The 25,908-nt window shown below is 43.6% G+C and carries 20 protein-coding genes; 8 read left to right on the forward strand and 12 right to left on the reverse strand.

What is annotated here, in order from left to right; all coding sequences use genetic code 11:
- Positions 1-184 precede the first annotated feature (184 nt).
- The 4 genes from SCB77_RS00715 to SCB77_RS00730 all read left to right on the forward strand — a co-directional run bounded on the left by SCB77_RS00715 (position 185) and on the right by SCB77_RS00730 (position 4,943).
- Positions 185-2,539 (forward strand): TonB-dependent receptor, encoded by a 2,355-nt coding sequence (locus SCB77_RS00715; protein ID WP_320184515.1) that lies wholly within the window; start codon positions 185-187, stop codon positions 2,537-2,539.
- Positions 2,540-2,593: 54 nt separating this feature from the next.
- Positions 2,594-3,334 carry an HmuY family protein gene (locus SCB77_RS00720; protein WP_320184516.1) on the forward strand — a complete coding sequence of 247 codons (741 nt, stop codon included), beginning with the start codon at positions 2,594-2,596 and terminating at the stop codon, positions 3,332-3,334.
- A gap of 41 nt (positions 3,335-3,375) precedes the next feature.
- Positions 3,376-4,062 (forward strand): hypothetical protein, encoded by a 687-nt coding sequence (locus SCB77_RS00725; RefSeq protein WP_320184517.1) that lies wholly within the window; start codon positions 3,376-3,378, stop codon positions 4,060-4,062.
- A 116-nt stretch (positions 4,063-4,178) separates the two neighbouring features.
- Positions 4,179-4,943 (forward strand): HmuY family protein, encoded by a 765-nt coding sequence (locus SCB77_RS00730; protein WP_320184518.1) that lies wholly within the window; start codon positions 4,179-4,181, stop codon positions 4,941-4,943.
- Positions 4,944-5,017: 74 nt separating this feature from the next.
- On the opposite strand, the gene SCB77_RS00735 is transcribed toward SCB77_RS00730, so the two are convergent.
- Positions 5,018-6,259: a PQQ-dependent sugar dehydrogenase gene (locus SCB77_RS00735; RefSeq protein ID WP_320184519.1), complete on the reverse strand. Its 1,242-nt coding sequence runs from the start codon at positions 6,257-6,259 to the stop codon at positions 5,018-5,020.
- Between the two features lie 160 nt (positions 6,260-6,419).
- On the opposite strand from SCB77_RS00735, the gene SCB77_RS00740 reads away from it, so the two are divergent.
- The 3 genes from SCB77_RS00740 to SCB77_RS00750 all read left to right on the forward strand — a co-directional run bounded on the left by SCB77_RS00740 (position 6,420) and on the right by SCB77_RS00750 (position 9,558).
- Positions 6,420-7,022, forward strand: a complete 603-nt coding sequence (locus SCB77_RS00740; RefSeq protein WP_320184520.1) for a helix-turn-helix domain-containing protein — start codon at positions 6,420-6,422, stop codon at positions 7,020-7,022.
- Positions 7,023-7,279: 257 nt separating this feature from the next.
- Positions 7,280-7,846, forward strand: a complete 567-nt coding sequence (locus tag SCB77_RS00745) for a biliverdin-producing heme oxygenase (protein ID WP_320184521.1) — start codon at positions 7,280-7,282, stop codon at positions 7,844-7,846.
- A 659-nt stretch (positions 7,847-8,505) separates the two neighbouring features.
- Positions 8,506-9,558 (forward strand): sugar phosphate isomerase/epimerase family protein, encoded by a 1,053-nt coding sequence (locus SCB77_RS00750; RefSeq protein WP_320184522.1) that lies wholly within the window; start codon positions 8,506-8,508, stop codon positions 9,556-9,558.
- Positions 9,559-9,609: 51 nt separating this feature from the next.
- Here SCB77_RS00750 and SCB77_RS00755 read toward each other — a convergent pair whose 3' ends face one another.
- The 6 genes from SCB77_RS00755 to rocD form a co-directional block, all read right to left on the reverse strand.
- Positions 9,610-12,549 (reverse strand): M16 family metallopeptidase, encoded by a 2,940-nt coding sequence (locus SCB77_RS00755; RefSeq protein WP_320184523.1) that lies wholly within the window; start codon positions 12,547-12,549, stop codon positions 9,610-9,612.
- 578 nt (positions 12,550-13,127) lie between these two features.
- Positions 13,128-14,246, reverse strand: coding sequence for an AI-2E family transporter (locus SCB77_RS00760; RefSeq protein ID WP_320184524.1), 1,119 nt, complete (start codon positions 14,244-14,246; stop codon positions 13,128-13,130).
- Positions 14,247-14,393: 147 nt separating this feature from the next.
- Entirely contained in the window at positions 14,394-16,856 is a 2,463-nt protein-coding gene (locus tag SCB77_RS00765; protein ID WP_320184525.1) for a PIG-L family deacetylase, read from the reverse strand.
- Between the two features lie 309 nt (positions 16,857-17,165).
- The gene (gene dctA, locus SCB77_RS00770) at positions 17,166-18,434 is read right to left on the reverse strand and encodes a C4-dicarboxylate transporter DctA (RefSeq protein ID WP_320184526.1); all 1,269 of its coding nucleotides are present in this window, start codon (positions 18,432-18,434) and stop codon (positions 17,166-17,168) included.
- A 220-nt stretch (positions 18,435-18,654) separates the two neighbouring features.
- A complete protein-coding gene (locus SCB77_RS00775; protein WP_320184527.1) occupies positions 18,655-19,332 on the reverse strand; it encodes a YceI family protein in 678 nt (225 codons plus the stop codon).
- A gap of 128 nt (positions 19,333-19,460) precedes the next feature.
- Complete coding sequence (gene rocD, locus SCB77_RS00780; RefSeq protein ID WP_320184528.1) at positions 19,461-20,705, reverse strand: ornithine--oxo-acid transaminase; 1,245 nt, start codon at positions 20,703-20,705, stop codon at positions 19,461-19,463.
- Positions 20,706-20,813: 108 nt separating this feature from the next.
- Between rocD and SCB77_RS00785 the strand changes: the two genes are divergently transcribed.
- The gene (locus SCB77_RS00785; protein ID WP_320184529.1) at positions 20,814-22,706 is read left to right on the forward strand and encodes a mechanosensitive ion channel family protein; all 1,893 of its coding nucleotides are present in this window, start codon (positions 20,814-20,816) and stop codon (positions 22,704-22,706) included.
- Positions 22,707-22,758: 52 nt separating this feature from the next.
- Here the strand turns inward: SCB77_RS00785 and SCB77_RS00790 are convergent, their stop codons facing one another.
- From SCB77_RS00790 to SCB77_RS00810, 5 genes are all read right to left on the reverse strand, one after another.
- Positions 22,759-23,538 (reverse strand): SDR family NAD(P)-dependent oxidoreductase, encoded by a 780-nt coding sequence (locus tag SCB77_RS00790; protein ID WP_320184530.1) that lies wholly within the window; start codon positions 23,536-23,538, stop codon positions 22,759-22,761.
- Between the two features lie 170 nt (positions 23,539-23,708).
- On the reverse strand, positions 23,709-24,086 hold the full coding sequence (locus SCB77_RS00795; protein WP_320184531.1) for a response regulator: 378 nt from the start codon (positions 24,084-24,086) through the stop codon (positions 23,709-23,711).
- A 25-nt stretch (positions 24,087-24,111) separates the two neighbouring features.
- On the reverse strand, positions 24,112-24,705 hold the full coding sequence (locus SCB77_RS00800) for a chemotaxis protein CheB (RefSeq protein WP_320184532.1): 594 nt from the start codon (positions 24,703-24,705) through the stop codon (positions 24,112-24,114).
- A gap of 1 nt (position 24,706) precedes the next feature.
- Entirely contained in the window at positions 24,707-25,531 is an 825-nt protein-coding gene (locus SCB77_RS00805; protein WP_320184533.1) for a CheR family methyltransferase, read from the reverse strand.
- Positions 25,532-25,897: a response regulator gene (locus SCB77_RS00810; protein WP_320184534.1), complete on the reverse strand. Its 366-nt coding sequence runs from the start codon at positions 25,895-25,897 to the stop codon at positions 25,532-25,534.
- Positions 25,898-25,908: the final 11 nt, after the last annotated feature.

A 25,908-nucleotide genomic window follows, 5' to 3' on the forward strand; every position in this document is an offset into this window, starting at 1 on the left:
AACAAGTAAACAAACACATTGTATATCAACATCATACATACAATACACAGCACAATAGCCTGATGCTTAAATCGATTTGAATACAAGATTTGACACTTTTCATATAGAAAAATTGAAATTGAATGCCTTTTTTTGTGCCATTATTTAGATTGAATAAAAATAATTTAACAATACCCTTTGCGATATGCGCCCGAAGTTACTGTTGTTTATCACGATTTACTTACCTAGCCTTTTATGGGCTCAGGATCGGGGCAAACTAGCCGGGCTTATCGTGGATTCCTTAAAATATCCCATTTCGGACGCGACCGTAACCCTATTTCCGGATCGTCAAGTTTACAAATCCGATAAGATGGGCGCATTCCACTTTTCCAACCTTTACACCGGTGTTTATCAGCTTCATATTAGCCGAAAAGGTTTTGAAAGCAAGCAACTGGATATTGATTTGAACCGCGACACTTTAATAGAAATTACGTTACAAACTGAAAAACAACAAATTGACACCGTTCAAGTAAATGGTAAAATAACTGCTATCGACAACTTGATTACTGCAGAAAATGCCGCCATGCCGGTTAAAATAATTACCAGACGAGAGATTGAACTGATGGGAAGCAGGAGATTGGACGAAGTGATGAAAGAACAAACAGGCGTTGCCGTAGTGAATGATGTTGCTGGAGGATCTCGTGCCATTGGCGTACAGATACAGGGCTTTAGCAGCAATTATGTTATGGTACTAGTAGATGGACAACCGATGTTAGGCCGCAACAATGGTAATTTTGATCTATCCCGTATTTCAGTTACCAATATTGAACGCATCGAAATCATCAAGGGTGCATCTTCCTGCCTCTACGGCAGCGATGCCTTAGGTGGTGCCATCAATATCATCACCCGCCATGGTGCTTTGGCTCCACAGGCGCAAGCGTCGCTGTTGTATGGTAGCTTGAATATTGTCGATGCCACGCTTGAAGCGGAAACACCTTTTGCAAACCAACGCGGTAGCCTCGTGATTTCTGGGAACTATTATCGTACCGACGGATTTAATACGGATAGCCAGCATTTAACCGGAGAAAGCACAACGGTTCCGCCCTATCAAAACTACAGTTTTCAAGGACGCGGCCGTTACCGGCTTACAAAGAATGGTACATTGGGCGTTACCGCCCATTACGCCGCCCGCAATTCGCAAATGACAAATGCCTGGTCGGATGCTTTGGCACTGAACGATCAACAGCGCGATCAGGACCTCAATTTAGGCTTCAGCTACGACCAGCAATTCGTATCAGGAATACGCAGCATGACACGATACTATTTCTCCCGAAACCACACCGCCATGCAGGCAGAATGGCTTCGGGCGGGTATTCTCGCTAGTGCTGAAGAGTTTGGGCAGCAAGTGCATCGCGTAGAACAGCAATTTGCCTACAGCCCATCCAACATATTGAAATTTACCGCCGGCCTTGGCGGTAGCTTAGAGCGAATGGATAATCAGGATCTAGACGAAGAACGATCACTGTACACAGCGTTCGGATACGTACAAACGGAATGGAAACCAATGGATCGCATGTTGACCACGCTCGGACTCCGTTACGATCACAGTAACGTATATAACGGACGATTAAGCCCAAGTGTAGGCTGGCAATATCAAATAACGCCGACATTGTTAGCAAAAGCTGGCGTTGGTGCGGGTTTCAAAGCGCCGGATTACAAAATGCGCTATCAAGTATTCTACAATCCTGCGGCAAACTATTTGGTAATCGGTGCTGATCGGGTTGCAGAAGTTATTGAAGCCATGGACAATAGCGGCGAATTAAGTTATAGAAACACTTACATGGTCAATCATGTAGCGGGAAATTTAAAAGCAGAGAAAAGCCTTTCCAACAATATAGGCTTGGTATGGAATGCCAGCAAACGCTGGCAGACAGAGCTATCGATATTTTACCACCGTATAAACAATCAAATTAACACGGTGAGCGTCGGAAACGGCACGACTATAGCACAACTGTACAGCTACAGAAATCTGCCTAAGGCCGTCAATAAGGGCTTTGAAGTTAGTGTCAATTACCAAGCGACAACCGACTTAGCTCTATCTGCAGGCTATCAATACCTCGTTGCGAAAGACCTTGGCGTATTAGATAGCATTCGTTCAGGAAGCTTCCCCTACAACTATTACAGCAATCCCCTTACAGGAGAATATCGACAAAGCCGAACGAGTGATTATTGGGGTATCGAAGATCGTTCAAGACATATGCTGAACCTTAAAGCGCTTTACAGCATTAGACCTTGGCAAATGAACATCAACCTGCGTGCAAACATACGCGGTAAATATCCTTTCCAAGATAGTAACGGAAACCAATTTATCGATGACGCTGATGCCTTTGTTCCGGTACACACCTTGATCAATCTAACCGTAGAAAAATACCTGTTCAAGAATAGGTTGACCTGTAGACTAATTGGCGATAACCTACTCGACTTCACCAACCGAAATATGCTAGGGCAGCCGGGTCGTGTGATCATGGCGGGTGTTAGTTATCGTTGGATAAAAGAATAGTGTCACACAGTTTCAAGCGACATCGCTTGAGCCATAATAATAGAAAAAAATAACATGATGAAAATAGCATACATCCATAGAAAAAGCAGCACATTGATTGGCACCTGTTGCTTCGGCCTACTCCTATTATTCGGAGCTGCTTCTTGTGGTAAAGATGAGGAGGTTGCTCCATCCTACGTGGATGGGAAGAGCACCGTGATATATGACTTAGCGGGAGACACCGAAGCCTCAATGGGAACTTCGGTCGGCAACGGCAAAGAAAATCGAAGTTTCCAAACTTTTCTTTTTCGTTTGCGCGATCGGCGGCAAATATGGATCAAGACCAAAGCCGACTCGCTGCAATACTTACAAACAAACGATTGGGATATCGCATTCACCGGTCCCTACAACTCGGAAATATTTTTAAACAATGCCAACGATATCTTCAATCCGGGTTATCAAGGGCCGGCGACAAAGACTGCCGTGATTGTCGTGCCACAAGCATACGAAACGGTCGTTACTGCGCCTAGCGATGCCGAATTTGACAGTAGTACAATCGGTAAAATAGGTGTTGCCCTATCCAACGAATCAAGTGGGTGGTTCCAGTACAACAACAACACCCATATTATGATTGCGTTGACAAACCGCACCTACATCCTACGTCTTCCCGATGGGAAGTATGCAAAGCTACAGCTAATAAATGCATACAAAGGCAATCCGACTACGGTTACCAATATGAACTGGCCTGCTCCATACTATACCTTTCGATATTACGTACAGCAAGATGGCAGTAAAAACCTCGACACGAGTGAGTAATAGCATTAAACAAAATCATACTATAAATTTTACGAATTCTCATGAACAGATTATTTAAAATCGCAGCGTTAGCCTGCGCCTTGACCGTTGGTTTCTCCGCATGTAGTAAGGATGAACAAACTACAGAAGTAGAACAAGAATACCAAGCAAAAGTGATGGTAAAAAATGGTGAAACCGTCGATTTAAAAAGTGCTTCCAGCTTAAAAAGCAATTCGGGCACGATCAAACGCACAAACGATGTTTATGCTCTGCGCAATTTCCGCCAGTTTAAACTTGACGCAGATGGTAACGCAACAACCACTGCCGCGGACAATTTCTACTTTGACTTCAAAGAAAATGATGGAACAGACGATAAGGGGCCAGTAGTACTTCCAAACTCGGCTCGCGTAGCAGATCTAAAAGTAAACACCGAAAGTGGTTACAAACTATCCTATATCGACAAAGCATTTGAAAACGTACTTGCTACAGACAGCTTTACCGAAGCTGCCAACGGTTCTTTAGGTTTGCAATCCACCTATACACCGAACGTAATCGGTTGGTTAAACTATTCAGGCTCTCCCAACCACACGGTAATGCCCGTTGCGAACCGTACTCTTGTTGTTTCAAAAGAAGGAAAAGCACTGTTTAAATTTCGCGTAAACAGCGTGTATTCCAACGAAACGCCTGAAAAAGAAGTATCTCCAACGAATTACTTCTACTACTCGATCGACTACCAAGAGTTTAAATAAGATTGGAGAACCTTTAAAAGCGATCAGATTTTTGACCGTTCGCACATTGAAGATATAACTTTTAATAAATTTTAGCGCGATGTTGACTACTTTAGAAACGAATAATGAATAGCCCTATGCAATGGAAGAACACCGGGATATTTATTTGCTTATTCACGCTCATCTTCATGAGCGCTGCCTGCAGCAAAGATGACGATCCTAGACAAGAACCCCTTCCGGAAGAGGAAGCCGCTGACCCAGCTTTATTTAACACGTTGGTTAGGGTGAACAACCTGCAAGCCACGCAAAGCAATGAGACGAGCGCAGCAAGCACATTATATTTTAGCCTAGAGACAAAGAAGCAATACACCGCAGAACACGCTCAAACACGTAATTGGGACTTGGCGTTTAGTGGTCTATTTAACAGCTTCTTGTCGGGAAACAACGGGCAGAATAGCAACAATTTCGGCTTCGGAGGTAGTGCCACTGGCGGTATTTTGATTGTTGAAAAATCTTTCGATGAGGTGATCGACATACCTTCGGACAACGACTTTAAGACAGGAAGCACCTTAGTAGGAACCGACAATTACGGAGACTTTGGCGAAGGTATGGGCTGGTATTTATATGATTTTGAGGGCTCAATCGTACGTGATGGTGCTACACAAAATCAGCATGTTGCCTACGCATTGGTAAACCCGTTAACCTTGAGTAACGGTACGGTTGTTAAACCTCGAACCATTATACTACGCACGGCAAAAGGCAATTATGCGAAAATTCGTATACTCTCCTGCTATAAGGATTTGCTAGAGCCAAGCCTTTGGTTGAAGGATGCACCAAAAATGTATTTTACCTTTGAGTATGTTTTGGTTCCTGCCGGTAGCAGTAGTTTCACCATCAAGTAAGGTCATTTAGTACCATTGCTGCTGTAGGAAATAGCTTGTCTCTTCCTGCAGCAGCAATGTACTGTAAACCATCTTTAATAAATCCTGTAAAGACGGCCTTGATCTGTCACAGCATATAGCGCTCCATCGGTGCCCTGCGTAACATCCCTAAATCGTTGATTCTCTCCCGCCAAAAGACGTTCTTCACCGACCACTTTATCCTCGCGAATTACTAAACGGACGATGTGCTGACCGCTTAAGGAGGCTATAAACAAATTGTTCCGCCATTCGGCGTGATGGCTATGGCTATAAAATGTCATCCCACTCGGTGACACCACCGGATCCCAGTAATACACCGGCTGTTCCATTCCATCCAGTTGTTGAATAGCATCGCCGATAGCGGCACCTCCGTATTCGATACCGTAGGTAATCGTGGGCCATCCATAGTTTCTACCGCCTTGTACTAGGTTCAATTCGTCGCCACCACGCGGTCCATGTTCACTCTGCCAAAGATCACCCGTTTCGGGATGAATGGCCAAACCCTGCGGGTTACGATGTCCTATAGCATATAGCTCGGGGCGAGCGTTTCCTTGTGCGAAAGCCGGGTTGCCGGGTGCAGGCTGGCCATCTTTTGTTATACGCACAATCTTTCCCAGTGCAGAAGTTACATCTTGTGCCTGAGGCCGCGTAGCCAATGCCGATCGTTCGCCGGTGCTTACCAACAGGTTCCCAGACCGATCAAATACAATCCGACCACCAAAGTGCAAGTCTCCTGCAAAAGCGGGTGTGGCTCGATAAATGACGGACGCCTGCTCAATGCTCTCTTCGTTTTCGGAGAGCACGCCTTTACCAACAGCCGTAAGGTTGCCTGACGCACTCGGTTCGGAAAACACCCAGTATATGGTTCTATTTGACGAAAAATCGGGATCGAGGCATAGCCCCAACAGACCGCCTTGGCCTGCCGCATCAACAGCAGGAAGTCCATCTATAGGCTCACTCAGATCGCCGCTAGCCGTAGCAATCCGTAATGTTCCACCCTTCTCTGTAATCAGTAAACGACCATCTGGTAAACTCGTTACACCCCAAGGGCGCTGCAATGCACTACTAATGGCTGTGGCTGTAAATCCTGTGCTGCTTGTTACGCCGGGAGCACGCGTCTGCCCAACAAAAGCAGGCTGATAGTCTGTCTCGGCCGGTTCGGTCTCTACCGGCGGCCCGAGTTCAATGGTATCTTCGACCATATCATCTGTTTTACAGGAATGAAGACCTAGCGAAAAGCTGAAAGGTAGACTCAGCAAAAGGACAGCCTTAAGGATAAGTGGAGTAATCTTTTTCATAGTCAGTTCTCATTGTTAACTGATATAGAACAGCTTAGAATTAATTACGTTTTAAAAACATGGAATTAACGGCCTAATCGATTTGTGTCCGTATCTTTGCTGTGTTTAAGTTATAGGCAAACAAGCTAAGAAATAGATCGGGTAAAAAAATTTCATCTACATGATGTACGGAGAAGAGACTTACAGAAAAGAGTACGGAAAACAAGTAGAAAAATATTTGAGTGCTTTCGGGTTGACGGAAGAAGATTTGGGTAAACTGATCAATTCTAGTTCAGACAATGTGCGTGAAATCGTACGGGGTGCCGTTGGTCTAAGTTTGGGTAAGATGATAAAAATTGCCAATGTTTTTTCCATGCACTACTATAATTTCGCTGACCCCTTTCATCCTTTACCCGAAGAAAGACACTTATCGCTAACTACCCGCAGGAAAATCGAGAAACGTAAGCGCATCGGCATTACCGTTCGAGATAATAGCAGTTTACTAGCCAGAGAATTGGACAGGCTTATTGCCGAAGGTATATTGAACAAACCCATTACGGCATCGACCTTACACCAGCTGATGGATGAGCGCTTGGCAAAACGGAGTCCGACGGAAATCACAAATTTGTTAAATAAGCGCCCGCGTAACAAGCAGATCATAAAATTGCCGAGTAAAGTTGGGAAACAAAACCTTTACATACACGTGGACTTCCTTGCCCCACAGCAGCAAACGCCAAGCCTTGATTTATTTCAATCTGCCGCCGAGCAGGAAAGCAAAGGTTAACAAATTCAACGCTTCAATTAAGCATAGAAAGGTTCTAAATAAACTATTTTTGATTATCTTTGATGCGAAAAGAGCTGCCGCCAGCAGCGCAACTCGTTTGCTAATCGTTCGCATGTGTATTGCCTCGTTAAATAATGTGAAAGTTATTTCGAGAATGGATTTTATTAGCGATTTTCATATATGATTAAGCAGATATCAGCATGCAAACTCAAGCAGAAATCTGAATATTTGTATAGAATCGTTTTAAATAATGAACTATGATATTAAGTCAGAATATTAAAGAGAACACAACAGCATCACACCAGAAACTAGAAGGTATTGTTGTTCGTCAATTAAAATCGGTACGCTCTAACGCAGATTATGCCGATGTTTTAAAGAATTTTTATGCTTATTTCCATGCGGTGGAGCAGGCGATCGCGCCATTTATCACAGCGGAGGTATTACCGGACTACTCGGAACGTCGAAATTCATCCTATATCAAACAAGATATCGAAGAACTCGGAGGAAGCGTAGATGAGTTACCCGCTACTACTGCACCGACGGTATCCAATGCCTTAGAGGCGCTATCAGCCTTGTACGTATTGGAAGGATCCATTATGGGAGGCCCTTATATCGTCCAAATGTTGAACAAATATGGAATTTCTAGCGGTACGTCCTTTTTCTCGGGTTACGGCGAAGATACCGGAAAAATGTGGGCTACGTTCACAGCTGTATTAAATGCATATGGCGAAGATCCGGCGACACACGACAATGCTATCGCCATCGCAAACGAAACATTTTCCAAATTTGGAGATGTGTTTGCTGCAGCAACAATCGAAAAATAACGTATTTTTACTTTATGTCTGAGACAAAAGAAAATAAAAAGAAATTATGGCTTAAACGCGCTGGTATCGGCGCGTTTATGTTTTTTCTGTTAAAAGGTATTGCTTGGCTTGTAGTGTTCGCGCTAGCCGCCAAATCTTGCGCATAACCTACCGTGGGCAAATGTAGGCCCAACCAAAGCCTCAATCCTAGATTTTTTCAAAACCATCGCGAATTTACGACTTAGACCAACGTGGTGCCTCGCGGCATTGGCGCATTCGTTAATTTGTCGATTTCGCAATATTTTCACCAAAATTTGAACAATAATTCGGAAAACAACCGGTTGACACCGACACAAATACAGCGCTTTAACATTTTTTAACAAACTTTATTCGGAAAACACTTGCCTTAGTGTAAAACATACACTATCTTTGTACTTTCATAATTTAGGTTTATAATTGGTTAGTTAAGGGCTTTCATTCTCCCCGTTTGAAAGCCCTTTTTGTTTTTAATCGAATTTCAATAGTGCCTCAATTTAACACCGGTTCTTCCGCTTCTTTTTATAAGCATAGTTTGTTTCTCTGCTGCGAAAGCCTTAATTTTAATAAGCTATGTCAGCACATATCATGCGGATAGCTAATCACCTATGTAAAACAGATAAATCTTTCATTGTATTATGGATATGAAAACAATCAAAGGCCCAGCGATCTTTTTAGCACAATTCATGGATGAAGTAGCTCCTTTCAACACCTTAGACAACATTGGCTCTTGGTTAGCACAACTCGGTTACAAAGGCGTACAGATCCCAACTTGGGACAAGCGCTGCATAGATCTAGAAAAAGCTGCCAATAGCAAAACCTACGCCGACGAATTGAAAGGAAGCCTGTCCGAGAAAGGTTTAGCAATTACCGAGCTCTCGGTACATTTGCAAAGCCAGCTGGTTGCTACCCATCCCGCCTACGACATCATGTTCGACGGATTTGCGCCGGCACATCTGCACCAGGATCCTAAAGCGAGAACGGCATGGGCCGTGAATCAAGTGGAACTAGCCGCCAAAGCTTCAGCCAACCTTGGCTTAAACACCTTAGCCGCATTCTCTGGTGCCCTCCTATGGCACACGGTATACCCTTGGCCCCAACGGCCTTCGGGACTTGTCCAAGCAGGCTTCAAGGAGCTAGCAAACCGATGGCGGCCATTATTGGATATCTGCGATCAGCACGGCGTAGATATTGCTTACGAACTGCATCCAGGTGAAGATCTGCACGATGGGATTACTTTTGAACGCTTTCTCGAGGAGCTTCAGGGACATCCACGTGCGAACATCCTTTACGATCCCAGCCATTTTGTGCTCCAACAGTTAGATTATTTGGCATTTATCGATTTCTATCACGAGCGCATCAAGGCCTTTCACGTAAAAGACGCGGAATTTTTAAAAAGTGGAAAATCAGGCGTATATGGTGGGTACCAAGATTGGATCGATCGTCCGGGGCGTTTCCGTTCGTTGGGCGACGGGCAGGTTGATTTTAAAGGGATTTTCACGAAGTTGTCGCGCTATGGCTTTGACCGATGGGCAGTGATCGAGTGGGAATGCTGTATCAAAGATCCTGTTCAAGGCGCTAAAGAAGGCGTAGCGTTCGTAAACAATCACATTATCAACGTAACACAAAAGACATTTGACGACTTTGCTAGCACGGGAGCAGACGATAATCTGAACAAACGCATCTTAGGTCTATAAAAAAAGTGCGCCGGCTTTCCGGCGCACTTTTCTACTTGTAGATCCTCACTCCTAGTAACCGAAGATCTCCTGTAAAGACAACTTCTTCACCTTACCGATTTTCTGCAACTGTTCTTCGCTCAAGGACTCTTGATTACCAACGATACAGTAAACATAAGGTTTATTGCTTAGTTCCTTTGCATGGAAGGTTTTCAGATCGGCATAACCCAACTTAGGCGCTTGCTCATACACGATCTTACGAATATCCATATCGTTACCTAAGCGTTTCGCAGCGATGTAGCTATTTAGAATTCCGGCGTTGGTGATACGTTCGCTGGCCAATGACTTCATCAAGCTCACCTTTGCCGTTTCGAGTGCCAATGGCGATTCAGGAAGCACGTTCAGCAGTTCATTCATACCTGCGATGGCTTCCTCAAATTTATCCGTCTGCGTACCTACGTATGCGCCAACCATATAATGGTTTTCTTTTTTCTGCGGCTGTCCAAAGTAAGCATATGTCGAATAAGCCAACGCTTTGGATTCACGGATAGTTTGAAAAACAATACTACCCATGCCTCCACCGAAATAATTATTGAAGAGCGATACTACAGGCGTATTAGCCGCATTATACAATTCCGAATTCCGGAACCAAAATACCTCAGCTTGCTTCATTTCGTAATGCGCGAAAAGCACATTGTTTTCTGCAGTAGCCAACTCTTTAAAACCAACGCCTCGCTGTACACCAACATACGCTCCTTTTCCAACTTTCAATGCTGGTAATTTTGCAGTCAGCTGCTTCACTTCACGAGGACCGTAATACAAGATACTATGCTTCGTATTGGCAAGATCATGTAAGATCTTTACCAAGTCCGCCGCTTTCAATTGATCGAGTTCGGCATCGCTAAACGTATAGTTAAAAGGGTTTTGTGCACCATATTTAGCATAGGCACGGAGCCCCTCCATGATACTTCCCTTGTTTTCTTTCGCATTTGTACGCGATTGTTTCAAGCGTGAAAGATAAGCTTGAAATGCAGCATCGTCAACCACGCAATTGCGCAAAAGATCCTGAATAAGTAAAACTGTGGCATCAAAATTTTCATCGAGTCCAGAGATCGAAATACGCGTTTCTTCATTTCCTGCCGAAACCGAAAAACCTGAAGCCAATTTGTAAAAGGCTTTACTGAAATCCTCGCTACTTTTGCTCTTGGTACCCAAAAACTCGAAATAGTCTACCGCGAGTGGCAATAGTTTGTTATCCCATTTACCCAAAGGATATTGATAAGAAAGGCTAAACAGCGCGTTATCTTTATTTTGAACAGCCAAAACATCAATATCGCCTAGCTTACCTTTAGCGACTTCCTTGTCATAATCTACCCATACCGGTTGTATAGCCGCTTCCGGCAATGCATTCACCGTTTTCAAAAATTCAGATTGATCGTCGCGATTAACAGTTATAGGCGTGATTGCTGGCTTTTCTACTTTAACCACATCCTTATCAACCCCTTGCTTTTTGTAAACCACCACATAATTTTGGTCATTAAGGTACTTGTTGGCAAAATCAACCACATCTTTTTTAGTCAAAGTACTCAGACGATCAGTGTAGCCCAATTCCTTTGCCCAATCCACTTCCGAAGTAAAAGCAGACATCAGTTCCTCTGCCCTACCTTGGTAGCTTTCATTCAAGGATATTTGTTCTTTACGTTCATTGTTGATGATCGAGGTGATCAAATCGTCCGAAAACTCTCCTTTGCGTAGCTTGGACAACTCGGCAAGCAACAAATCACGTACATCTTCCAACGACTGGCCTTGCGAGGGATTACCCTGCAAAATAAGCATGGAATAATCTTTAAGGACGTAAGGAAATGCTCCCGCACCCAGCAATTTCTGCGATTTCACCAAGTCAAGATCGATCAAGCCAGCCGAGCCATTGGTCAAAATATTGGCCATTAAGTTAAGCATCTGTGCATCTTCGCTGGCAGCTCCAGGAAAACGGAAACCTAAAAACAGAAATTCTGCGTTCGGTCCCTTTACTTCCCGAACAATAGGCTGTGCTATCGCTTTCTCCTGTTCAAAGACATAAGCTGGTACTTCCTTCGGTTGCATATAGGCAAACGCACGGTCGATCTTCTTTATCATCTCAGCCGGATCAAAGTCTCCAGACATAATGACGCCCATATTATTGGGCACATAATACGTATTATAATATTCTCTGATGGCGTTAAGCGATGGATTTTTTAAATGCTCTACAGTACCAATGACCGTTTGCTTTCCATAATTATTATTGGGGAAAGTGGCTTCGAACATTGCTTCCACAGCCTTACGACCGTCATTGTCTAAGCCAATATTTTTTTCCTCATATACCGCTTCTAACTCGGTGTGGAACAAACGCAGCACGGGAGCACGAAAACGCTCCGCTTGAACCGCAAGGTATTTATCCACTACATTGTTCGGAATATCCTCGATGTACACCGTCTGCTCGAAAGACGTAAAGGCATTCGTACCATCGGATCCCATGTTGCTCATCAGCTTATCGTATTCATTTGGAATCGCAAACTTAGCTGCCTCGCCCGACACCGAATCAATCTGGTGGTAGATGGCTTTTCTTTTTTGCTCGTCTGCGGTCGAATTGTATTGCTCATAGAGAGCATCAATTTGGTCAAGCAAGGGTTTTTCCTTCGACCAATCCAATGAGCCAAACTTGTCGGTTCCCTTGAAAAGCATGTGCTCTAGGTAGTGAGCCAGTCCTGTGTGATCTTTAGGATCCGTTTTACTTCCAGCTTTCGTGGCGATATACGTTTGTATACGCGGCTGTTTCTTGCTTGGACTTAAGATAACAGTCAAGCCATTTTTTAATTTGTAAAACCGAGCTTGTGTTGGGTCATTACTTACGTAACGATAGGTGTAACCTGCCTCGGTGGCCTCTTTCCATTCATACTTCTTTTGTTGGGCAAATGCTCCCACCCAAATGAAAAGCAAGGATGCAACCACCGCTGCTCTAAAAACTTTTCTCATACGCTTAATACGATTTTAGATAATAATTTTATAATTTGCCGAAGAGCATCGTTCACTAGCTATCTGGTGCTTTTGCGCTGACTCTATCGGGCAATTAAACGCTTAAATTTAGCTTAAAACTAGCTAACCTTTCAATAGTCAAACCCATCTTCCGTTTTTTTTATTGAAAAATGACGATACATCAAGAAAAAATCAATTAAAAGAAGTTAAAAACCAGTCTACATATAGTTTTAACATAGACTAAAAGCATCAATAAAAAAAGAATGATCCCACCGCTTTGCAGCAGATGGGATCATGATGTTTAATTCAAGGCTATTCCTTAATGTTCGTGTTCCCCCTCAGCGTGAATTTCGAATTGTTGTGTTAGTACATTCTCGTCTAGGAGCGCAGTAACCTAATATTTACGATTCCAATCGACACGTTCGAATTTCGCTTTGGTATCACCTGTTAATCTACGCAAGACAAAAATCACCGCTTTGGTGGAACCTTCATCATCATGGACACAAGAACATCACACAGACCGGAAAAAGCTGTGTTGAGTGGAATCACAAAAGAAAGACTGTTTGAGACGAGAACGACTACTTACCAGATTTACGTTTAAAGATATTGAGCTCTTCGAGCAGTCTCTTAAAATGCTCGTTATTTTTTTCCTCCTCGCCGAGCAAAAATCCCCAAGCTTTAAGATCGCGAACGCGATCAAACAAGATTTTGCAGATTGCCAAAATCGGAATTGCTAAAAACATTCCGGATATACCCCATAACATTTCGCCTACAATTATAGCCATCATGGCGAAGAGCGAATTTACCTTAACTTTCGATCCCACAATCTTCGGCACCACATAGTTACTATCCATTAGGTGGATAACAATCAAAGCCAAGATAACGAGCAAAACATGGGTTATAGACGATGTCGCGAAAGTGATCAATGCGATGATAAGCATAGCTACCACAATACCAATATAGGGCAACACATTAAATACTCCCGTTATAATGGCGAGCATCAGGCTGTATTTAACCCCTATGATGCTTAGCGCGATAAAGGTGAGCACGGCTACGATGAGCATTTGCAAAACCAAGCCTATCAAGTATTTTTTAACAACATATTGGATCTGTTGCACAATATCCATCACGATCACGTGGTGTTCGGTACGGTTAACCAAAAGCAAGAACCGCACGATATGCCCGCGATAAATCAGGATAAAAAAGGCATATAGAAACGTAAAAACAAATAGAATCAGTAAGGAGGATAGCGAGAGCAATGCAATACCGACAATAGCTGTTCCCTGACTAACAGATTTAGAAACAGTGTTTGTTAAGTACTCCATCTGTTCACTTTGTGCAACACCATAGGTCTTGTGCACCCAAACCTGAGCCAGCTGAAAGCCATCCATAATCTGCTTTTCGAAAGCAGGCCAATCATCCTTCAACATGGACAATTGGGATCCCAACATGGTAAAAAGCCCTCCAACTAGACCAAAGAATAAGAGTAGCGCCAAGACGGCAGCCAGTGTTCGATGAAACTTCAGTTTCACCTCCAGCCAATTGCATACCGGTACCAGCAACAAAGAAAAAAGACTACCCAGAATTAGCGGAACAATGATCGTTTGTCCGATATGGGCGATATATCCCAAAGCAATAATGGAAATCAAGGTACAAGCGAGCTTGATGTAAAAGGGTAAACTAAAAAATCTGATCATCTTGGAGAAAGTATCGTGCCTCCCGAATATAGCATTTTTTTTAATCTTACAGTAATCCTTATGACGAAAACATGCAGCTATTTTTGTTTCGAGCATATCCCGTTAAGAACTACACAACAACAAGGCTTCCGCCGACAACAGATTGTATTATTCTGCGCCCCGATAATTTAACAGGTTCGCAAACAGACGATAAGCCCCCGGAACGGCCAAAGGAAGTTGTCGAAATAAAGATAACGCGGTGTATACGAAGTATCCTTTACCTTTTTTTGCGACCAACAGCAACCCCGATTCCTGCCAGCTTCCCTGATCTGCACTCGACAACACAGGTACGAAATCCTCGTCCCATGCCTGCGGCAGAAAAAGTGCGCGATCATGTGTCCATCCCTCAAAATCCGATGCATCAATTACATTCGGGTAACGCAATATTCGGTGGTCGCCAACAAAACGAATAGTAGACTGCGCGTTGGTTATTCTATTGGACGACAGCTGTATGGGATAAGGGCAAACGGTAGCCCCTTCCAAGTCGTAATCTGTATTATATTGGCCGATTACCAATCCACCCTGCTCCACAAAATCCCTTAATTTACTGTTCACATGCCAAGTATAGCTACCACTGTAATTATAAAGTCTTATGCCCAACACAATAGCATCATAATGAGATATGTCCGCAGTGAGGAAATGGGCTATTTCATAACAATCCACCTGCTCCACAAAACTTTTTAAAGCTTCCGCTACTTCGTCTTCCCTCCCTTTAATATAGGCTATCCGTCGCACACTCGAATTGACGACAGCTTTCACCACCTTCATCGTTGACGTTGGAAAATAATATTGCGGTGTGATGTGCGGGTAATCGATACATTTCATTGCCTCCTTATAAATCTCTCCATCGATTTCGATCTCGAAACTAAGCTCTGTCGACCATGGCGAGGCTCCACTACTCAATGCGAACGCATATACCTCTTCTTCGCCCTCGGCCAACACAAAAGACATTTGTTGCGGAAAGATAGCACATTCCGACGTCGCCGTCAAGCGCAGCTTCCCCTTGTTAATCCCCTTGCCCAAAGCCTTTACACGTACTTTTACAACAGCGGGATTTTCGTCGGCGATAAGCAAAGTAGGCTGTTCGAAAACAGCGCAAACCGGCGGAGATACCGTTAACGTTGTTCCTCTTAAAGACGACGTTTCCCTTGGTCTACCGGCTAAAATGGGAATAGCCATGTCTACAACGTGACCAGCAACAGCAATTTTCAGATCAATAGATAAGGACAAAGTGCCTGTTTCTGTTGTCACCTCGTGTATAGCTTTCGTTAGATAGCGGCCACGTTCGCTCCCTTCTTTTAACCAAGCCGCCTGCGCGAACGCTGCATCACGAGGTACCCTATAGTCGATAAAAAGTTGTTCCTTACCGTTAATCAACAAGTCGGGAGATAAGCGTGCGGTATGCTTGCCTGTGGCGATTAATTGTAGAGGCAAGAGCGCGTTGTGCCGGAAGTTCAATTCTATATTGATCTTCTCTCCGGGACAAACCGTCAGCACATTGCCGTAGGCGTTCACTTCCAAGTCCAACAAACGAAATAGCAGCTGTTCCACAGCTAAACGTTTCTTTGCCACGCGTGGATCGTCAGCATACGTGGATATATGTTGCAATAAACTGTGTAACACTGCAGCAGCACGCTTTTCATGTCCACCTGTAACCAAGTCAATTAATTGATCTACGGTTTGTTTAAATTTAAAGCATGCGATAGTTGTGTCATGCTCATTGGCCTGAAGGAAAGTCTCCTTGAGCAATGGTGCACCGGCAACCCACTCAAAATACTCGAAACTTGCCCCTTCACTCGCCAGACATGCCATCGCTTGACACCTGTGTTGATTTCTGCTCTCGGCGGCCAATCTCGAAAACGATTGCGCGATGTAACGACTTCTTGCCGGTATAAATAGTGGTATCTGATACGATTTTGGTGTGATCTGCCCGCCAATTTCCTTCACGCCAGACTCTGCATATACGTTCCACAAGAGCTGCTTCGTCTGCCAAGTGTCTAACTGTGCTAGTTGATCGGGGTAAGCACTAGTTTTGGCCGCCAACGCGAAAGCCTTGCCAATTAAAATAGCGGAAGCTTGATGATGTCCATGCCGATCAGCCACAACCGGCGAAAAACGAGAAATGATGATATCGGGTTGATATTGCCGAATAATATATACGAGATCTTCGAGTATTGCATCTTCACCCCAAACAGATATAGACTCCTGCGCGCATTTTGAAAAACCAAAATCCTTCGCACGGGTAAAAAATTGGCGCCCGCCATCCACACGACGTGCTTGTATAGATTCCTGTACCCGTAGAATACCGAGGTCATCGCCGCTTTCCGCTCCGATAAAATTCTGTCCCCCTTCTCCACGCGTCAAAGATAAATAGGCAACATCCATGAAACGCTCCTTGGCCAAGTAAGCTATAAGCTTATTATTCTCATCATCAGGATGTGCCCCCACATACAGCACCCGTCCAAACTCCCGCAGCTTCATCAGTTCCAAAACGGTGGTTGACAAATGCTCCTCACCCCCTTGTGCCTGATAACTGCCTTGCGCAATATGTACATTAAAATTTCCCAACATAATAAACCAATTAAATCTTAAGCTATTTACTTCATGGATTAGCGCGCAAAACTATCGCAAGCATGGCGCCTTCCCTCCCGGTATCAAAAGTAGCAAAAAATAATAAAATCTACTAATTCTATAGATTTAATTTGTTTTATCGATTTATGTTCTTAGATTTGTCCTATCATACAAAAACATAGGTTTATAATTGGTTAGCTAAAGGTTTCCATTCTCCCCGTCTGGAAACCTTTTTTCGAAGAATATTAACTAAACAACATATATAGAGAAAGAGGATGCCTTGTGCTCCTCTTTTGTTTATCCTGATACTTAAGCTTCCTGTTGCCCGTCCAGCTGTTGTCGCAAAAGCTTCACATCCAAACCTTTCTCATATTTAGCAATAACAATACTGGCAGCCGCATTACCGATGATATTAGTTATTGCGCGCGCTTCACTCATAAATCGATCTATCCCAAGTATTAGGCCAACAGCCTCCACAGGTACGTGCCCCACCACCGGCAGCGTGGCCGCCAACGTCACGAAACCACTTCCCGTAACACCTGCCGCACCCTTTGACGTCAACAGCAACACCAACAGTAGAGATATTTCCTGTTGCAACGAAAGGTACATGTTTAATGCCTGTGCAACAAAAACGGCAGCCATTGTCAGGTAGATACAGGTGCCATCGAGATTAAAAGAGTAACCTGTTGGAATCACAAGTCCGACAATAGATTTTGAACAGCCCGCCCGTTCCAATTTTTGCATGATGCCCGGCAGCGCAGATTCCGAGGATGAAGTTCCCAGCACGATCAGTAGCTCCTCCTTCATAAAACGGATAAGCTTCAGTATACTGATCCCGACATAGAAATAAAGTACGCCGCCAATCACGAACACAATAAATACAATACAAGTTAGATAAAAGCTTAGCATCAATAGCCCCAACTTAGATAAGGCCTCTACACCATATTTCCCAATGGTGAAACCCATTGCCCCCATTGCGCCAATGGGTGCCAAGTACATAATCATGCGGATGATGGCAAAGAGCCCTTTCAGAAAGGAGTTCAGCACCGTCATGACGGGTGCCGCCGCTTCCGAACCAATTTTTGTTAAAGCGATACCGAAGAGAACTGCAAAAACGAGCACCTGCAAGAGATTGTCCGACGCCACCGCGGCAATAACATTTTCCGGAATAATACTCAGTATCCATTCCATCATATTTTTTTGCGTCTGCGCTTCCTTCACGTAATGTGCTACACTTGATGCGTCTAAGGTATTCGGATCGATATTCATTCCTGTACCCGGCTGTATCCAATTGACGAAAATTAAGCCGATCAACAGAGCAATGGTTGTCATCACCTCAAAATAAATTAAAGCGGAAAACCCAACCTTGCCCACTTTTTTTACGTCCTGCATTCCCGCAATACCAATCACGATGGAACTAAAGATCAATGGTGCTATGACCATCTTAATAAGCTTGATAAAGCCATCACCCAAAGGCTTCAGCTTTATGGCACTATCCGGATAAAAAACACCTAGCAATATCCCAACCGTTATCCCGATCAAGACTTGTACATACAAACTTTGGAAAACTTTACGCATAATGAGGTCTATTTCACATCTATAATTGAAAGACCTAATATAGATATTTTTCCATGCGCGACCATGGCATTAAAAATTACGCTCACAGAAAGAAGACACGGTAGAGCATATTCGCAGGCTGATAAAGCGAACACACAGGGAGGGACAAATGGGCATAAAAAAAGCGATTTAAAACTCCCTGACGAAAGCTTCAAATCGCTTAAAAATTAATGCATTGCTATTATTTCTTAGTAGCGTTCAATTGAATACCGATTTCGATATCTTTGCTGATCATCCATTCCGCTGGATCACCTTCCGAAGTACCAAATTTAATACCCCAATCGGCACGGTTTACCGTGAATTTAGCTGCAACAGAAACTTTATCACCTTCAACCGCAACTTTTGCAGGGAAAGAGATATTCAATGTGCTGTCTAGCAATGTCAAATTACCGCTAACGGTCTTATTGGCACCTTCGATAGCATCTTTCGCTGTAGTAGCATCCAAATCAGCTACTTTCGTGATTTTAAAGGCTGCAGTAGCAAATTTCTCTACATCAAAGAAATCAGCATTTTTCAAATGGTTTTCAAGATCTGAAGCTTTTTTATCAGCTTCTGTAACCGATGCAGAATCAACTTTCAACGATTTCATATCGATCGTGAAGTCACCAGCAGCGATGTTGTTGTCTGCCACAGACAGTTCGCCTGATGTCAACGACAACGTTCCCCAACGTGGTGCAAAACCGCCTTTGTGAAAAGCTTTCCAATCAACTTTAGATGTTGCCAAATCAACCGCATAAGCATCTCCTTGTGCTTCCGCTACCGTCTGCTCGCTAGACGTATTGGTGTTCGAACCGCTTCCGCCACAAGAAGCGAAAACAAGGGCGGCAACAGCCACCATAGATAAACCGATTTTTTTCATAAATGTGCTTTTTTGTTCTAAATCAATGCTAAAATTATTTATCTTTTTTGAGTTACGCAATATCTAGTATAATAATAGTCATAAAAAGACATAAAAATTACTGTCTTATAGAAGTTCAAACAAGTATTTTACCTCCCTCCCCACTGCTCCAACGAAGTTCTAATAATTGCGATAGCTTCAACAAGCTGTTTCTGTGAAATGACTAGCGGTGGGGCAAACCGAATTTTGTCACCATGCGTTGGTTTTGCCAAAAGACCGTTCTGCATCATCAATAAACACAGCTCGTAGGCCGCATCCTTATTTTCATGACTGATAACAATCGCATTCAACAGGCCTTTTCCACGTACCAATTTAATTGCCGGGTGATTCATTTCTTCAATTGCCGTGCGAAAGATTATCCCTAAGGCTTCCGCTTTTTCGGCCAAACCTTCCTCCCGTAGCACTTCCAACGCTGCTATGCCCACTGCACAAGCCAATGGATTTCCACCATATGTAGAACCATGCTCGCCCGGTTGGATTGTAAGCATCACTTCATCATTTGCAAGTACCGCCGATACTGGCAGCATACCGCCACTCAATGCTTTGCCCAAGATCAATACATCGGGCTTCACCGCTTCATGATCACAAGCCAATAGCCGCCCAGTGCGCGATAGTCCAGTCTGAATCTCATCCGCTATAAAAAGGACGCGATGCTGCTTACATAGAGAAAAAGCTTTGGACAAGTAACCCTCATCCGGAACTAAAACACCAGCTTCTCCTTGAATAGGTTCAATCAATAAACCCACAACGTTCGCATCTTGTAGCGCAAATTCCAACGCATCCAAATCGTTATAGGGAATTGTTATATATCCATCAACAAAAGGCCCAAAACCATTTCTAGCTGTCTCATCCGTACTAAACGAAATGACATTGACCGTTCTACCATGGAAATTACCATCCAACGTAATGATTTTTGCCGCCCCATCCGCTACACCCTTCACCAAGTATCCCCATTTACGTGCCAATTTAATAGCGGTTTCCACCGCTTCTACGCCAGTATTCATAGGCAATACTCTGTCATACCCAAAATATTTGGTAATATAAGCGACATACGTAGCCAATTTATCGCTATGAAAGGCTCGAGATGTCAACGTCAATTGCTGCGACTGCTTAACCATCGCTTCAACGAGTTTCGGATGGCAGTGTCCTTGATTGACGGCAGAATAGCCGGATAAGAAATCGAAATATCGCTTTCCCTCAACGTCCCACACGAAAGGACCCTCGCCCTTTTCCAAAACCACCGGCAAGGGGTGGTAGTTATGCGCACCAAAGGCATCTTCATCTTTAATCAATTGGGCAGTTTTCTCTGGTAGCTCGTAATTTTCGATCATCATCTAACGTTCTATACCCATAAAAATAAGAATTAAATCTAAAAAAGAAGAGTCTACGACAAGTTGCCGTAACAATTTACCAGCACGCTATTTCGCATTTCCCCTCCTTCAATGGCGATATTTCAGAATATTTTGGAGATATTTGAAATTTCTAACCTTACAAAAACAAAAGGCATGCTGCCCACACCATACATCATTATACTATGTTTCTTCCTTCTGTTCGGTAAAGACGTGACCGCTACCGTTGTTCAACGCGACTCCTCCGAGCAGCAAGCAATCAGCCAGATTGATCAAAAATCCGTCGAGCTGGAACAGATGAGAAAGCAACAGCATGACGATTCGTTACATCGCATTCGACTAGAAAACCAACTGCTGCAGGTGCAACGCAACGATTTTGATGAAAAGCGTAAGCTGATGGAAGAAATCAATCTTCTACGCAGCCGCGACTCGTTAATTGTGCATCGCAGAAAGCTAAAAGTCGACTCGCTCAGACGGCTGAACCAAGGCGTGGCTGTGGTTCCCTTTCGGGATACAATTTTCAGGGTATATACTGCCATCGGCAGCTACAGCGCCAAAGACAGAGCAAATGCTATAGAAAATAGACTGCGCAACTTGGTAAATAATATACAATTCCATACAGATTCGCTTAAAGTCGAAAAAAATGAAGACAGTTGGCTACTGTCTTGGCAGGATCAGCTTATTTTGAGCGTCAATCAGCAAGACGCCCTTTGGGCAAACCGAGATGCTCAGGAATTGATTGCCAACTATGCGGATTCTGTGAAGCGAGCTGTCGACAAGGAGCGAGAACAAACAAGTTTACAGCGTATCGTACAAGCACTAGGATTAGCCGTACTTATCTTGGCCTCCTTAATCCTGATTATATTCGCTATTGGGAAGCTGACGAAATACGTAAAAAAGAAAACGTTACTGGCCAAACATAGATATTTTCATGGTGTCAAAATTCGGGGATACATCTTAGTCACGCCATCCAAACAGATCAAAGTCGTTTGGGCGATACTAACCTTATTGAAATGGCTATTGATTGTCTGTGCGGTCTATTTAGCGCTGCCTATCATGCTAAATTTGTTTCCCCAAACCGAAGGCTATGCTCCTATCTTATTGGGGTATTTTCTATCGCCATTAAGAAACGTTGCTGCCGCAGTAATCGCTTACATCCCCAATCTGATCACGATATTCGTTATTTTTCTAGTCTTTCATTATCTGCTTAAGCTGCTCAAATTTTTTGCGAAGGAATTGCAAAACGAAGCACTTACGATCCCCGGATTCTATAAAGAATGGGCCATGCCCACCTACCAAATCCTACGAGTATTACTATTAGCATTTCTGCTTGTTGTGATCTTCCCCTACCTTCCCGGGTCCGATTCTCCTATTTTCAAGGGCATATCGGTATTTATTGGTGTATTGTTTACCTTCAGTTCTGCTGGTGCGCTCGGCAATATTGTTGCGGGGCTGCTTCTCACCTATATGCGCTCCTTTGCCATCGGCGACCGCATCAAAATAGGCGATGTCTCTGGCGATATTATCGAAAAATCACTCTTAGTTACCCGTGTGCGGAGTATCAAGAACGAAGTGATATCCATCCCCAACGCGCAAATATTGAACAATCACACTATTAACTATAGCGTCGACGCCCAACAGTTAGGTCTGATCGTTCATGTCAACATTACCTTGGCCTACGAGATTCCTTGGCAACGCGTACACCAGCTGGCCAAACAGGCGGCATTGGAAGTGGGTCTGATCGAGAAATCACCGGAACCGTTCATTTTACAGACCAGCCTCGATGATTTCTATGTTTCCTATCAACTCAATGCCTACACGAAAGCGCCAAATCAGCAGGCTTTTATCTATTCCGAGTTATACAAGCATCTGTTGGACACCTTTCATGAGGCCGATATCGAAATATTATCGCCGCATTTCCATGCCGTTAGAGATGGCAGTGCACGAGATATACCTCCACCTAACGCATCCAAAGCGACGAAATAGCAGGATGTAAATTACGGCAGGTAGATTGCAAATCGGTTCCAACTAACGGATATTAAGCGCCTTGTCCCAAATTCAGGCTAAGCCCGCCATCTATAAAAATCGTTGCGCCCGTAACATAAGAGCTTTCCTTGCTAGCGAGGTAGACCGCCGCTGCCTTGATATCGTCTACAATACCCGCTCGCTTCATCGGTATGTGTTGCTCCTTCTCCTTGCGCACGGCATCGTCATCCATAGCCGCTTTATTCATATCGGTTAAAATCATACCGGGAGCAATGTTATTGACAGTAATTCTTTTTTCGGCAAGCTCTAGAGCAAGGCTACGTGCAAAATTCTTCAAGCCGCCTTTCGAAGCATTGTAATCCGCATTTCCTGCCGTGACTACATCTTCATGGATGGAGCTCACGTTAATGATACGTGCATCCTGTTGATTCGGCGTCCAATGTTTTAAGAATGCTCGTGAGCAAAAGAACGGTCCATAGAGGTTTGTTTTGATACAACGATCGAAAACCTCTGTTTCCATGTCTTGAACAGGAATTTCACTTCCGTTTACAGCCGCGTTGTTAACGAGAATATCGATCTTTCCAAACTTGTTCTTTATATTTTCAAACAAGCTCGCGACACGCTGCTCATCCCCTACATCAACCTGATAGACTGCATGCGGATATCCCTTTTCTTGCATGATCTGCCCTAGCGTATCTGCGCTATCTTTATCGCTATGGTAGGTGATAACAACAGTTGCCCCCTCTTCGGCGAATGCTTCGGCAATACCTCTTCCAATACCCGAATCCGACCCCGTAATCAAGGCCACTTGATCTTGTAATTTCTTGTTCATATCCGATCTACTTTTTGTTCTATTGAAAAAACAAACGGATCATACAAAGTGTTCACAAAAACATAAAAATATGATAGAAACAATAATTAGGCTTGTCTCATAACCAAAATTGCCCAGCTCAAGTACATGAACTGGGCAATATATACGCTCGCGAGATGGTCTCTTAGTTATTATTTAGCTTCCGCTTCTGCCAATACACGCTCCACGGTATTCTCTAATTCCGTGATATCGAATGGCTTTGCTAAATAAGCATCCGCTCCGGCCTTTTCCGCCAACAAATGAATGTCGTTATTAGCCGAAATGTACACCACAGGTATGCGCTGATAATCTGCATGCTTTTTTAATAAGCGCGTGGCTTCAATCCCACCGATTTCAGGAATCCAATTGTCCATCAAGATAATGTCGGGATGAATCTCTGAAACTTTCTCGATAATATCGTGAGATGTTTCCGAAATCTTGACGGTGTATCCAGCATCCACCAAGATAATGGTACATACCTCGAGGATATTGACATCATCGTCAAAAATAAGTATCGTTTTGTTTTTCATAGCTATATTTCAATTTCGTTGTTTTTCATTTATTTCTCCGCAAAGCATTGATTGTATCCGCAAAATCCTCCGGTTTTAAAACGGCATCAACCTTAGTCTGTAATATGGCCTGTTTAGGCATATAGGCAACCTCAGCGGTATCTGGATCCTGTACGAATACCAATCCATCTTGTGATTTCACATAGCGCAAACCCTCTACACCATCCGCATTAGCTCCAGACAGCAAAATTGCGACCAATTTATCCTTGCATGCCAATGCCGCAGACTGAAACGAAACATCGATAGAAGGCCTCGAATAGTTCAGCTTCTCTGAACAATCCAAAGAAACCAAATGTTTGCTTTCAAACAACAAGTGATAATCTGGAGGAGCCAAGTAAATTGTGCCTTTTTGTAATTCCATCTTATCTTCAGCCTCCAGCACCGCCAGTTTAGTATGATTCCGTAACAGCACATCAAGTATCGAATCGGGATCTGCCTTCCGGTGAAGCACGATAACGATCGGAAATTCCAGATCGGAACGCAAGCGCGGTAACAGCTTTAACAGCACCTTTAGACTACCGGCCGATCCACCAATTAACAACAGCTCAACGCGGCTATGTAAATGCTGAGGTTTCATCATGCTACATATTTTTGCGCCAAATTTTTTCCATATCCAATTGCCTATACTTGTTTTCCAAATTGGAGAAGCGAATCGTTTCTTTAGCGCCCAGCGCTAAAAAACCCAAGTTATCCAAGCTTTCGTCAAATAAGGTAAACACATGGTTTTGCAAATCCTTCTCAAAATAAATCAGCACATTGCGACACACCACTAGTTGAAACTCGTTAAAGGAGCTATCAGAAACCAAGTTATGCGTCGAAAAGATCATTCTATCACTCAAGTTTTTATCAAACTTTGCAACGTCATAGTTGGCCATATAATACGAAGAGAAGTCCTCTTTGCCACCAGAAAGGATATAGTTTTCTGAATATTGCTTCATTTGTGCTATGGGGAAAATGCCTTTGGCAGCTTTCTCCAGAACGCCAGGATTTAAATCGGTAGCATAAATCAACGAACGGCTATACAAGTTTGCTTCACGTAACAAGATGGCGATAGAATAGGCCTCCTCGCCTGTTGAACAACCTGCAACCCAAATCCGGATAAAGGGATATGTACCAAGCTGAGGCAAAACATTCTCCCGAAGAGCTCTAAAAAAACTAGGATCACGAAACATCTCCGTAACATTTACGGTAATCTCTTCTACAAAACGCTGTAAGTATTCCGGATGATTGAGCAAACGGTATCGGAGTTCCGCGAAACTTGTGAATTTATCGATCAGACAAATCCTATTCACCCTTCGCTTGAGAGAAGCTTTGCTATACTGGGTAAAATCGTAGCCATACAAACTGAATACGTCGGCTAACAAGATCTCCAGTTCCTCGTCTTTAATTACATTCGGTTCCAACATCTAACATACCTTTTCAATAACTGCCACTAATTTATCAATATCTACAGGCTTGGACACGTAACCATTTGCGCCTGCGGCGATGCATTTTTCCCGATCGCCTGACATCGCCTGCGCCGTAACCGCGATTATGGGCATTTCAGCAAAACTAGCCTGCTCCCTTATCATCCGTATCGCGGTGTAGCCATCCATTTCCGGAATCATCATATCCATCAGCACTACACTTACCTGCGGGTTCTCCGCTATCAAGCGTAGTCCTTCAGGTACATTGTTCGCCGATATCACGGCGTATCCCCGAGCCTTCAACACTAGACGTAACGCAAAGATGTTTCGGCTATCGTCATCAATGATCAAAACCAGATTATTCATAGGTATTTTGC

Source organism: Sphingobacterium bambusae, from assembly GCF_033955345.1.
Classification (GTDB): domain Bacteria; phylum Bacteroidota; class Bacteroidia; order Sphingobacteriales; family Sphingobacteriaceae; genus Sphingobacterium; species Sphingobacterium bambusae.

Excerpts from the sequence above, each read along its gene's own strand:
- SCB77_RS00715 (WP_320184515.1), top strand. The coding sequence starts at position 185 with ATGCGCCCGAAGTTACTGTTGTTTATCACGATTTACTTACCTAGCCTT.
- SCB77_RS00720 (WP_320184516.1), top strand. The coding sequence starts at position 2,594 with ATGATGAAAATAGCATACATCCATAGAAAAAGCAGCACATTGATTGGC.
- SCB77_RS00725 (WP_320184517.1), top strand. The coding sequence starts at position 3,376 with ATGAACAGATTATTTAAAATCGCAGCGTTAGCCTGCGCCTTGACCGTT.
- SCB77_RS00730 (WP_320184518.1), top strand. The coding sequence starts at position 4,179 with ATGCAATGGAAGAACACCGGGATATTTATTTGCTTATTCACGCTCATC.
- SCB77_RS00735 (WP_320184519.1), bottom strand. The coding sequence starts at position 6,259 with ATGAAAAAGATTACTCCACTTATCCTTAAGGCTGTCCTTTTGCTGAGT.
- SCB77_RS00740 (WP_320184520.1), top strand. The coding sequence starts at position 6,420 with ATGATGTACGGAGAAGAGACTTACAGAAAAGAGTACGGAAAACAAGTA.
- SCB77_RS00745 (WP_320184521.1), top strand. The coding sequence starts at position 7,280 with ATGATATTAAGTCAGAATATTAAAGAGAACACAACAGCATCACACCAG.
- SCB77_RS00750 (WP_320184522.1), top strand. The coding sequence starts at position 8,506 with ATGAAAACAATCAAAGGCCCAGCGATCTTTTTAGCACAATTCATGGAT.
- SCB77_RS00755 (WP_320184523.1), bottom strand. The coding sequence starts at position 12,549 with ATGAGAAAAGTTTTTAGAGCAGCGGTGGTTGCATCCTTGCTTTTCATT.
- SCB77_RS00760 (WP_320184524.1), bottom strand. The coding sequence starts at position 14,246 with ATGATCAGATTTTTTAGTTTACCCTTTTACATCAAGCTCGCTTGTACC.
- SCB77_RS00765 (WP_320184525.1), bottom strand. The coding sequence starts at position 16,856 with ATGTTGGGAAATTTTAATGTACATATTGCGCAAGGCAGTTATCAGGCA.
- dctA (WP_320184526.1), bottom strand. The coding sequence starts at position 18,434 with ATGCGTAAAGTTTTCCAAAGTTTGTATGTACAAGTCTTGATCGGGATA.
- SCB77_RS00775 (WP_320184527.1), bottom strand. The coding sequence starts at position 19,332 with ATGAAAAAAATCGGTTTATCTATGGTGGCTGTTGCCGCCCTTGTTTTC.
- rocD (WP_320184528.1), bottom strand. The coding sequence starts at position 20,705 with ATGATGATCGAAAATTACGAGCTACCAGAGAAAACTGCCCAATTGATT.
- SCB77_RS00785 (WP_320184529.1), top strand. The coding sequence starts at position 20,814 with ATGGCGATATTTCAGAATATTTTGGAGATATTTGAAATTTCTAACCTT.
- SCB77_RS00790 (WP_320184530.1), bottom strand. The coding sequence starts at position 23,538 with ATGAACAAGAAATTACAAGATCAAGTGGCCTTGATTACGGGGTCGGAT.
- SCB77_RS00795 (WP_320184531.1), bottom strand. The coding sequence starts at position 24,086 with ATGAAAAACAAAACGATACTTATTTTTGACGATGATGTCAATATCCTC.
- SCB77_RS00800 (WP_320184532.1), bottom strand. The coding sequence starts at position 24,705 with ATGATGAAACCTCAGCATTTACATAGCCGCGTTGAGCTGTTGTTAATT.
- SCB77_RS00805 (WP_320184533.1), bottom strand. The coding sequence starts at position 25,531 with ATGTTGGAACCGAATGTAATTAAAGACGAGGAACTGGAGATCTTGTTA.
- SCB77_RS00810 (WP_320184534.1), bottom strand. The coding sequence starts at position 25,897 with ATGAATAATCTGGTTTTGATCATTGATGACGATAGCCGAAACATCTTT.